Annotated in this window: 9 protein-coding genes; 7 read left to right on the top strand and 2 right to left on the bottom strand. The window is 65.8% G+C overall.

Translation table 11 applies throughout. The features are described from left to right. Positions 1-53 precede the first annotated feature (53 nt). A complete protein-coding gene (gene mltB, locus VK92_RS38340; protein ID WP_081082833.1) occupies positions 54-1,397 on the bottom strand; it encodes a lytic murein transglycosylase B in 1,344 nt (447 codons plus the stop codon). A gap of 43 nt (positions 1,398-1,440) precedes the next feature. Between mltB and VK92_RS38335 the strand changes: the two genes are divergently transcribed. Further along, entirely contained in the window at positions 1,441-2,364 is a 924-nt protein-coding gene (locus VK92_RS38335; RefSeq protein ID WP_021157450.1) for a histone deacetylase family protein, read from the top strand. A gap of 30 nt (positions 2,365-2,394) precedes the next feature. On the opposite strand, the gene VK92_RS38330 is transcribed toward VK92_RS38335, so the two are convergent. Then, on the bottom strand, positions 2,395-3,315 hold the full coding sequence (locus VK92_RS38330) for an alpha/beta hydrolase (RefSeq protein WP_048026731.1): 921 nt from the start codon (positions 3,313-3,315) through the stop codon (positions 2,395-2,397). Between the two features lie 216 nt (positions 3,316-3,531). Between VK92_RS38330 and VK92_RS38325 the strand changes: the two genes are divergently transcribed. The 6 genes from VK92_RS38325 to VK92_RS38300 all read left to right on the top strand — a co-directional run bounded on the left by VK92_RS38325 (position 3,532) and on the right by VK92_RS38300 (position 9,855). Beyond that, the gene (locus tag VK92_RS38325; RefSeq protein ID WP_027788053.1) at positions 3,532-4,566 is read left to right on the top strand and encodes a methionine ABC transporter ATP-binding protein; all 1,035 of its coding nucleotides are present in this window, start codon (positions 3,532-3,534) and stop codon (positions 4,564-4,566) included. After that, the gene (locus tag VK92_RS38320) at positions 4,556-5,209 is read left to right on the top strand and encodes a methionine ABC transporter permease (protein WP_006486982.1); all 654 of its coding nucleotides are present in this window, start codon (positions 4,556-4,558) and stop codon (positions 5,207-5,209) included. Before VK92_RS38325 ends, VK92_RS38320 begins: the two co-directional genes overlap by 11 nt. Before the next feature lie 31 nt (positions 5,210-5,240). Further along, positions 5,241-6,035, top strand: a complete 795-nt coding sequence (locus VK92_RS38315; protein WP_048026733.1) for a MetQ/NlpA family ABC transporter substrate-binding protein — start codon at positions 5,241-5,243, stop codon at positions 6,033-6,035. Positions 6,036-6,263: 228 nt separating this feature from the next. Then, complete coding sequence (locus VK92_RS38310; protein ID WP_021157446.1) at positions 6,264-7,013, top strand: electron transfer flavoprotein subunit beta/FixA family protein; 750 nt, start codon at positions 6,264-6,266, stop codon at positions 7,011-7,013. A 16-nt stretch (positions 7,014-7,029) separates the two neighbouring features. Beyond that, a complete protein-coding gene (locus VK92_RS38305; RefSeq protein WP_048026736.1) occupies positions 7,030-7,965 on the top strand; it encodes an electron transfer flavoprotein subunit alpha/FixB family protein in 936 nt (311 codons plus the stop codon). A gap of 99 nt (positions 7,966-8,064) precedes the next feature. Then, a complete protein-coding gene (locus VK92_RS38300) occupies positions 8,065-9,855 on the top strand; it encodes an acyl-CoA dehydrogenase (protein ID WP_048026737.1) in 1,791 nt (596 codons plus the stop codon). Positions 9,856-9,923: the final 68 nt, after the last annotated feature.

Genomic DNA, 9,923 nt, shown 5'->3' with positions numbered 1-9,923 from the left:
CCAACTTTGCGGGGTCAGTTCAGTGCGGCGCTTTTTCATTGGGCGGGCGGTGCTTACTGCGACTGTGTATCGGTGTTACTCGGCTGAAGTGCGCCGCTCGCTTCCATCTGCGCCTTGACCGCCTCGCCAAGCTGGTACACGGTAAGCGCGTAGAAGAAGCTGCGGTTGTAGCGCGTCAGCACGTAGAAATTCTTGAGCCCGAGCATGTATTCGGTCGCGCGGCCCGGCGACGGCAGGTCGACCACCGTCACGGGCGTGCCGGCTTCGGTCGTGATGTTGACCGTCGGCTCGTTCAGCGTCATGCCCGCGCGCAGCAGTTGCGACAGTGCCCAGTGCGGTTCGGGCTGGCCGTCGGCGGCGGCCTGTGCGATCCCCAGGCTGCCCGTGTCGGGCGTGATCTGCCAGACCACCGGGCGGTCGGTTTCCCAGCCGTGCTGCTTCAGGTAGTTCGCGACGCTGCCGATCGCATCGACAGGACTGCTGCGCAGGTCGACATGGCCCGTGCCGTCGAAGTCGACCGCATATTCGCGGATGCTGCTCGGCAGGAACTGCGGGATCCCGATCGCGCCCGTATACGAACCGAGCACGGTGGTCGGGTCGAGCTGGTTGTCGCGGGTCCAGACCAGGAAATCCTCGAGGTTCTTGCGGAACGTCGCCTGGCGGCTGTCACGATTCGGCGTGTCCGGATAGTCGAACGTGAGCGTCGTCAGCGCGTCGAGCACGCGGAAATTGCCCATGTAGCGGCCGTAGATCGTCTCTACACCGATGATGCCGACGATCACCTCGGGCGGCACGCCGAACTGCTCGGATGCACGCTGCAGCGTTGCCTGGTTCGCCTTCCAGAATTTCACGCCCGCGTTGATGCGGATCGGCTCGATGAAGCGCGAGCGATAGACGCGCCAGTTCTTGACCGTCGGCGACGGGGCCGGTTTCACGAGCTTGACCGCCGTCGCCGAATAACTGATGCGCGAGAACAGCGCATGCAGGCTCGCGGAGTCGAAGCCGTTGCGGCTGACCATCTCGTCGATGAACGCGTCGACCTTCGCATTGTTCGCGTAACGCTGCGGAACGATTTCCTCTTCGAAGGTCTGGCCTTGCGGCGTCGGCTGTTGCGGCTGGGCCTGTGCGACGAGCGTGCCCGCGGGCTTCGCGGGTTGCGTCTGCGCGCCGGCAGGCGCGGTGCCGAGGGCCGCGACGGCAGCGGCCGCGACGAGCGGAACGCGAACACGGAACAGCGCGGAGAGAAGGGCGGCAGGCTTGCTGGAATTCATGTCGAAGCGGGCGGACAGGGCGATTGGGTTCGGCGCAGTATACCCGACGGATCCGGCGCGCCGGGGCGTGGCAGGCCACCGTTGTGGTAAGTTAGCGGCGAATTCGCGGCAGACGATGGACATCATTGATGGAGACCTGCGGCGCACCGTGCGCCGCGGATGACAGCTTATGGCAACCGCTTTCTATACGCACCCCGACTGCATGCTGCACGAGATGGGGGAATGGCATCCGGAATGCCCGGCCCGCCTGTCGGCGATCCAGGATCAACTGATCGCGAGCCGCATCGACGATCTGATCGTGCACGAAACCGCGCCGTTCGCGAGCGAGGTGGCGCTGGGCCGGGTGCATACGCAGGCGCACATCGACTACATCCGGAGCATGACGCCGGTCGACGGCTACGTCGAGATCGATCCCGATACGCTGATGAACCGCGATACGTGGCGCGCGGCGCTGCGTGCGGCCGGCGCCGCGATCGCGGCGACCGACGCGGTGATCGAAGGCCGCTATGCGAATGCGTTCTGTGGCGTGCGTCCGCCCGGTCATCATGCGGAGCCTGCGCGCGCGATGGGGTTCTGCTTCTTCAACAACGTCGCGATCGCCGCGCGACATGCGCTCGACGTACACGGTCTGGAGCGAGTCGCGATCATCGATTTCGACGTGCATCACGGCAACGGCACCGAGGCGGCGTTCGCGAACGACGAGCGGGTGCTGATGTGCAGTTTCTTCCAGCATCCGCTGTACCCGTTCTCGGGCGTCGATCACCAGGCGCCGAACATGGTCAACCTGCCGATGCCCGCGCGCAGCAACGGGATGGCGATCCGCGAAGCCGTCGACATGTTCTGGCTGCCGCGCCTCGATGCGTTCAAGCCGCAGATGCTGTTCGTGTCCGCGGGTTTCGATGCGCATCGCGAGGACGACATCGGCAACCTCGGCCTCGTCGAAGCCGACTTCGAATGGTTGACCGCGCAGATCGTCGAGGTGGCACGCCGGCATGCGCAGGGGCGCATCGTGAGCTGCCTCGAAGGCGGCTACAACCTGTCCGCGCTCGGGCGCAGCGTCGTCGCGCACCTGCGCGTACTGGCCGGTATCTGACGATCGCGTGACCGGCCGGAGCGGGTGCGCTCAGCGCGCTGGCACGCGCGCGTGAATCCACGCGATCAGCGCGTCGATCACGCGATCGCGTTCGAGATCGTTCATCGTTTCATGAAAGCCGCCTTCGTACAGCGTCAGCGTGCGATCGGGCGAGCCGACGTGCGCACCGAACGCACGGCTGCCGTCGGGTTCGGTCAGCTTGTCCTCGGTGCCGTGATAGACGAGCACCGGAACGCGCAACGCGCCGCGACCGCTTTCGATGCGTGCCATCGCGTCGAGAATCTCCGCGCCGGTGCGCGCGGGCACCGGGCCGTGATGGACGAGCGGATCGGCGCGGTTGGCTGCGACGATGGCCGGATCGCGCGACAGCAGCGCGGCATCGATCCTGATTGCGGGGAAGGTCGGCCATATGCGGCTGATGACGCGGCTCACGGCGAGCATCCAGCGCGGCACGTCACGTCCCGGCGCGAGCGCCGGGCTCGACAGCACGAGGCCGCTCAGCGCGTGGCCGCGTGCCGGCGCGCGTTCGATCGCGTACAGCGCCGCGACCGCCCCGCCCATGCTGTGCCCCATCAGGAACAGCGGCGAATTGCCGCGTGCGGCTTCGGCGACCAGCGCATCCGCATCGTTCAGGTAGCCGTCGAAGCGCTCGACCCAGGCGCGCTTGCCCGGTGACTGGCCGTGCCCGCGCAGGTCGATCGCGAGCACCTCGATGCCGGCCGCATTCAGCCGGCCGGCGAGCGCGGCATAACGACCCGCGTGTTCGGCAAGGCCATGTACGAGTGCGATCGTCGCGCGCGGCGGCTCGGTGCCGTCGCCAGCCGGCCAGCGGTACGACGCCAGTTCGAGCCCGTCGGCGGTACGCAGGCGGCCCATCGTCGGCGCGGGTGGGGACCATGGTGCCGGTCCGGCGGTGGCAGGTGCGGCGGCCGGCGTGGTGGTGGCGGTCATCTGGCGTGTCCCCTGTCGGTTGGTCGGTGTTCCGGATCATAGTCGCGGCATCGTCGTGGCGCGCCAGCGGCGTCCCTCTAATTTCGTGTGGTTATGAAAAGATCGAAATCGATTATTAAGGGGAATGAGGGGTTTGCGGTAAAATCGTCGGTTATTCCAGATGCATCGGCGGCCGACTGGCGGGCCAACTCGCCAGCCGGCCGCCGTTTTGTTTACATGATCGAATTACGCAATCTTTCGCAGCGATTTCCCGGGCCGGGCGGCTGGGTCGAGGCGCTGCGCAACATCAACCTGACGATCCCGCAGGGCGAGGTGTTCGGCATCATCGGCCGAAGCGGCGCCGGCAAGAGCACGCTCGTGCGCACCATCAACCTGCTCACGCGGCCGACAGAAGGCAATGTCGTCGTCGGCGGGCTCGATCTCACGCTGCTGTCTGCTGGCGCGCTGCGCGAGGCGCGACGCGAGATCGGCATGATCTTCCAGCACTTCAACCTGCTGTCGTCGCGCACGGTGTTCGACAACGTCGCGCTGCCGCTCGAGCTGGCCGGCGCAAGCCGTGCCGACATCGAGGCCGCGGTGCTGCCGCTGCTCGACCTCGTCGGGCTGTCCGCGCAGAAGGATCGCTATCCGTCGCAGATCAGCGGCGGGCAGAAGCAGCGCGTCGGCATCGCCCGCGCGCTTGCGAGCCAGCCGAAGGTGCTGCTGTCGGACGAAGCGACGTCCGCGCTCGATCCCGAGACCACGCGCTCGATCCTCGACCTGCTGAAGCGCATCAACCGCGAACTCGGCCTGACGATCGTGCTGATCACGCACCAGATGGAAGTGATCAAGCAGGTGTGCGATCGCGTCGCGGTGCTCGATGCGGGGCGCGTGGTCGAGGAAGGCCGCGTGATCGACGTGTTCCTGCAGCCGCATCACGAGGTGACGCGCGCGCTGATCGGCGACGTGATCGCGCAGGAGTTGCCGCCCGCGCTGAAGGCGCGCGTGGCCGAGCGGCTGAAGACCGGCAGCGGTCATCTGCTGCGGCTTGCGTTTACGGGCTCGGGTGTCGACCAGCCGATCCTGTCGGAAACGATCCGTCGGTACGAACTCGATTTCAACATCCTGCACGGCCAGATCGACGAGATCCAGGGGCAGGCATTCGGTTCGCTCGCGGTGCTCGCGGGCGGCGAGCCGGGCAAGGTCGGGCAGGCGCTCGCGTTCCTGCGCGAACAAGGTGTGGTGGTAGAGGAGCTTTCGTATGTTGAGTGAGATGTTCGATATGTTCGTGCAGTCGTTCTGGGAGACGCTGATCATGGTCGGCATCTCCGGGGCGGTCGGCGCGCTCGTCGGCCTGCCGCTCGGCGTACTGCTTTACCTGACCGACCGCCAGGGCGTGCTGCAGAACCTCGCGGTGAATCGCGTGCTCGGCGGCATCGTGAATGCCGTCCGCTCGACGCCGTTCATCATCCTGCTGGTCGCGGTGATTCCGTTTACGCGGCTCGTCACGGGTTCGTCGATCGGCACGGCCGCGGCGGTCGTGCCGCTGACGCTCGCGGCCGCGCCGTTCATCGCGCGTCTCGTCGAGACGGCGCTGCGCGAAGTCGACCGCGGGCTGATCGAGGCCGCGCAATCGATGGGCGCGACCACGTCGCAGATCGTCTTCAAGGTGCTGCTGCCCGAATCGCTGCCGGGTGTCGTCGCGGGCCTGACGATCACGTTCGTGTCGCTGGTCGGCTATTCGGCGATGGCGGGCGCGATCGGCGGCGGCGGGCTCGGCGATCTCGGGATCCGCTATGGCTACCAGCGCTATCTGCCGGAAGTGATGTGGACGGTCGTCGCGATCCTGATCGTGTTCGTGCAGATCGTGCAGTCGTTCGGCGACTGGCTCGTCCGCCGGCTGAGCCACAAATAAGACGAAATTGATCCGTTAGGGGAGACAGACGATGCAACGACGCTTCATGCTGAAGTTCGCGGTGGCACTCGGCGCAGCCGCGCTGTTCGCGGGCGCGCACGCTCAGGCCGAAACCATCAAGGTGGGCGTGACGGGCGGGCCGCACGCGCAGATCATGGAAGTGGTGAAGAAGGTCGCGGCGAAGAGCGGCCTCGAGATCCGCATCGTCGAATTCTCCGACTACGTGCAGCCGAACGCGGCGCTCGCGTCGGGCGACCTCGACGCGAACAGCTACCAGCACGATCCGTATCTGCAGGCGCAGGTGAAGGATCGCGGCTACAAGCTGATCAAGGTCGCGGATACCGTCACGTTCCCGATGGGCATCTATTCGAAGCGCGTGAAGTCGCTGACCGAACTGAAGCCGGGCGCGCGCGTCGCGGTCCCGAACGATCCGACCAACGGCGGCCGTGCGCTGCTGTTGCTGCAAAAGCAGGGTCTCCTGAAGCTGCGCGCGGACGCGGGGCTGAAGGCGACGCCGCTCGATATCGTCGACAATCCGCGCAAGCTGAAGATCGTCGAGCTCGACGCGGCGCAGATTCCGCGCTCGCTCGGCGACGTCGATGCGGCCGCGATCAATACCAACTACGCGATGGAAGCGGGGTTGAAACCGAAACAGGACGCGATCGCGATCGAAGGGCCGAACGGCCCGTACGCGAACATCCTCGCGATCCGCGAGGCGGACCGGAACAAGCCGTGGGTCGCGAAACTGATCGCGGCCTATCATTCGGCCGACGTGAAGCAGTTCATCGAAGGCAAGTTCGGCGGCGCGGTCATTGCCGCCTGGTAACGGGCAGAGCACGGGACGCCCGGCGGGATTAGAGTCGATGATCGAAAACCCGGGCTTTGCGTCCGGGTTTTTTCTCTTTTAAAATAGAACGATCGTTCGCTATCATTGGCGCGTCGTCAAGAAGCGGTATCCTCGACAACCATGATGGTTGGGTCCGCTTGGCCGCGCAGTCATGAGGCCTCGCTATAGAATGGCCTCTGGTCGTATTCGTAACTTTGGAGCGTGTGCATGAAAATCCTGGTGCCAGTGAAAAGAGTGGTCGATTACAACGTGAAGGTCCGTGTGAAGTCGGACAACACGGGCGTCGATATCGCGAACGTGAAGATGTCGATGAACCCGTTCGACGAAATCGCGGTTGAAGAAGCGGTGCGCCTGAAAGAAGCGGGCGTGGCGACCGAAGTGATCGCCGTGTCGGTGGGCGTCACGCAAGCGCAGGAAACGCTGCGCACGGCGCTGGCGATCGGCGCGGATCGCGCGATCCTCGTCGAATCGAACGACAGCGTCGAGCCGCTGGCCGTCGCGAAGATTCTGAAGGCGCTGGTCGACAAGGAACAGCCGCAACTGGTGATCCTCGGCAAGCAGGCAATCGACGACGATTCGAACCAGACGGGCCAGATGCTGGCCGCGCTGGCCGGTCTCCCGCAAGCGACGTTCGCATCGAAGGTCACGATCGCCGACGGCAAGGCAACGGTCGCGCGTGAAGTCGACGGCGGCGCGGAAACGCTGTCGCTGACGCTGCCGGCGGTCGTGACGACCGACCTGCGCCTGAACGAGCCGCGCTACGTGACGCTGCCGAACATCATGAAGGCGAAGAAGAAGCCGCTGGAAACGGTGAAGCCGGAAGACCTCGGCGTGGACGTCGCGCCGCGTCTGAAGACGCTGAAGGTGGCCGAGCCGCCGAAGCGCGCAGCCGGCGTGAAGGTGCCGGACGTGAAGACGCTGGTCGAGAAGCTGAAGACCGAAGCCAAGGTGCTGTAAGAGGGAGCGGAAAGAAATGACGATTCTGGTGATTGCAGAACACGACAACGCGTCGATCAAGGCCGCGACGCTGAACACGGTGGCGGCGGCAGCGAAGATCGGCGGTGACATTCACGTGCTGGTCGCGGGCCACAACGCGCAAGGCGCGGCCGATGCCGCAGCGAAGATCGCAGGTGTGTCGAAGGTGTTGCTGGCCGACGCGCCGCAGCTCGAAGCGGGCCTCGCGGAAAACGTCGAAGCGACTGCGCTGAACATTGCGAAGGACTACTCGCACATCCTTGCGCCTGCGACTGCTTACGGCAAGAACATCGCGCCGCGTATCGCCGCGAAGCTGGACGTCGCGCAGATCTCGGACATCACGGCGGTTGACAGTGCCGACACGTTCGAGCGCCCGATCTACGCGGGCAACGCGATCGCGACGGTGCAGTCGAGCGACCCGATCAAGGTCATCACGGTGCGCGCGACGGGCTTCGATCCGGTTGCAGCGGAGGGCGGCAGCGCAGCGGTCGAGAAGATCGAAGCGGCGGCAGACGCCGGCAAGTCGCAGTTCGTGAGCCGTGAGGTGACGAAGCTGGACCGTCCGGAGCTGACGAGCGCGAAGATCATCGTGTCGGGCGGCCGCGGTCTGGGCAGCGGCGAGAACTACACGAAGGTGCTGGAGCCGCTGGCCGACAAGCTGTCGGCGGCGCTCGGCGCCTCGCGCGCGGCAGTCGACGCCGGCTACGTGCCGAACGACTACCAGGTCGGCCAGACCGGCAAGATCGTCGCACCGCAGCTGTACATCGCGGTCGGCATCTCGGGTGCGATCCAGCATCTGGCCGGGATGAAGGATTCGAAGGTGATCGTCGCGATCAACAAGGATCCGGAAGCGCCGATCTTCAGCGTGGCCGACTATGGCCTCGTCGGCGACCTGTTCGCGCTCGTGCCGGAGCTCGTGAACGAGCTCGGCTGACGCAGTGTGACGCTCAGGCGGTAAGCACACGAGAAGAGGGGCGCGACGAGCGCCCCTTTTTTTTCGCCATCGACAGAAGAGAGAAGAGGGAGACACACCATGAGCTATAACGCCCCCGTCAAGGACATGCTGTTCGTGCTGAAGGAACTCGCGGGCATCGACACCGTTGCGCAACTGCCGGGTTTCGAGGACGCCGGTTACGACACGGCGCAGGCCGTGCTCGACGAGTCCGCGAAATTCTGCGGCGAGGTGCTGGCGCCGCTGAACGTCGAAGGCGACCGCAATCCGAGCAGTTGGAAGGACGGTGTCGTGACCGCGACGCCGGGCTTTGGCGAAGCGTTCCGCCAGTTCGTCGAAGGCGGCTGGCAGGGGCTGCAGCACCCGTCCGAATACGACGGCCAGGGGCTGCCGAAGCTGATCGCGACGCCGTGCATCGAGATGCTGAACGCGGCAAACCTGTCGTTCGCGCTGTGCCCGCTGCTGACCGACGGTGCGATCGAGGCGCTGCTGACGGCCGGCACCGACGAGCAGAAGCAGCGCTACGTGCCGAAGCTGATCTCGGGCGAATGGACCGGCACGATGAACCTGACCGAGCCGCAGGCGGGCTCGGATCTTGCGCTGGTGCGTTCGCGCGCCGAGCCGCAGGGCGACGGCACGTACAAGGTGTTCGGCACGAAGATCTTCATCACGTGGGGCGAGCACGACATGGCGGACAACATCGTCCACCTGGTGCTGGCACGCACGCCGAACGCGCCGGAAGGCGTGAAGGGCATCTCGCTGTTCATCGTGCCGAAGTTCCTGGTCAACGACGACGGCTCGCTGGGCGAACGCAACGACGTGCACTGCGTGTCGATCGAGCACAAGCTCGGGATCAAGGCGAGCCCGACGGCGGTGCTGCAATATGGCGATAACGGCGGCGCGATCGGCTATCTGATCGGCGAAGAGAACCGCGGCCTCGAATACATGTTCATCATGATGAACGCGGCGCGCTTCGGCGTCGGGATGCAGGGGATCGGCGTGGCCGACCGCGCGTACCAGAAGGCCGCGGAATTCGCGAAGGAGCGCGTGCAGAGCCGCCCGGTGGACGGGTCGGCCAAGCAGTCGGTGACGATCATCCATCACCCGGACGTGCGCCGGATGCTCGGCACGATGCGCGCGCTGACCGAAGGCGCACGCTCGCTGGCCTACGTGGCCGCGGCGCACAGCGACATTGCCCACCGCCATTCGGACGAGGCGAAGCGTGCGCGTCATCAGGCAATCTACGAATATCTGGTGCCGGTCGTGAAGGGCTGGAGCACGGAGATGGTGAACGACGTGGCGAGCCTGGGTGTGCAGGTGCACGGCGGGATGGGTTTCATCGAGGAAACCGGCGCGGCGCAGTATTACCGCGATGCGCGGATCCTGGCGATCTACGAAGGCACGACGGCGATCCAGGCAAACGATCTGGTGGGCCGCAAGACGTTGCGCGACGGTGGTGCGGTGGCGAAGGCGCTGATCGCCGAAATCGGCGAGACTGTCGCGGCGCTGGGCAAGCTGGACGGTGCGGCGGCCGCATCGATGAAGGTGCAGCTGGAGAAGGGCGCGAAGGCGCTGTCGTCGGTGGTGGATTACGTGCTGGCGAACGCGAAGCAGGACCCGAACGCGGTGTTCGCGGGCAGCGTGCCGTACCTGAAGCTGGCGGGCGTGGTGTTGTGCGGATGGCAGATGGCGCGCGCGCTGGTGGCCGCGCAGGCGAACCGCGCGAGCGACCCGGCGTTCTTCGGCGCGAAGATCGCGATCGCGCAGCTCTATGCGGAGCAGGTGCTGGTGCAGGCAGGCGCGCTCGAAGCGTCGATCGTCGGCACGAAGGGCAACGAGGGCGTGCTCGCGTTGACGGAAGACCAGTTCTGATTCTTCGCGGGACACTCGACGTCATGAAAAAGGCGCCCCCCGGGGCTAATGCCGTTCAGTTAAGCAAC

It is taken from the genome of Burkholderia sp. LK4, from assembly GCF_001043615.1.
In the GTDB taxonomy this organism is placed as follows: domain Bacteria; phylum Pseudomonadota; class Gammaproteobacteria; order Burkholderiales; family Burkholderiaceae; genus Burkholderia; species Burkholderia cepacia.
This window is presented reverse-complemented; position numbering and strand designations above follow the sequence as displayed.

Coding starts and splice junctions, on each gene's coding strand:
- VK92_RS38305 (WP_048026736.1), top strand. CDS start 7,030: ATGACGATTCTGGTGATTGCAGAACACGACAACGCGTCGATCAAGGCC.
- VK92_RS38320 (WP_006486982.1), top strand. CDS start 4,556: ATGTTGAGTGAGATGTTCGATATGTTCGTGCAGTCGTTCTGGGAGACG.
- VK92_RS38315 (WP_048026733.1), top strand. CDS start 5,241: ATGCAACGACGCTTCATGCTGAAGTTCGCGGTGGCACTCGGCGCAGCC.
- VK92_RS38330 (WP_048026731.1), bottom strand. CDS start 3,315: ATGACCGCCACCACCACGCCGGCCGCCGCACCTGCCACCGCCGGACCG.
- mltB (WP_081082833.1), bottom strand. CDS start 1,397: ATGATGTCCATCGTCTGCCGCGAATTCGCCGCTAACTTACCACAACGG.
- VK92_RS38300 (WP_048026737.1), top strand. CDS start 8,065: ATGAGCTATAACGCCCCCGTCAAGGACATGCTGTTCGTGCTGAAGGAA.
- VK92_RS38325 (WP_027788053.1), top strand. CDS start 3,532: ATGATCGAATTACGCAATCTTTCGCAGCGATTTCCCGGGCCGGGCGGC.
- VK92_RS38310 (WP_021157446.1), top strand. CDS start 6,264: ATGAAAATCCTGGTGCCAGTGAAAAGAGTGGTCGATTACAACGTGAAG.
- VK92_RS38335 (WP_021157450.1), top strand. CDS start 1,441: ATGGCAACCGCTTTCTATACGCACCCCGACTGCATGCTGCACGAGATG.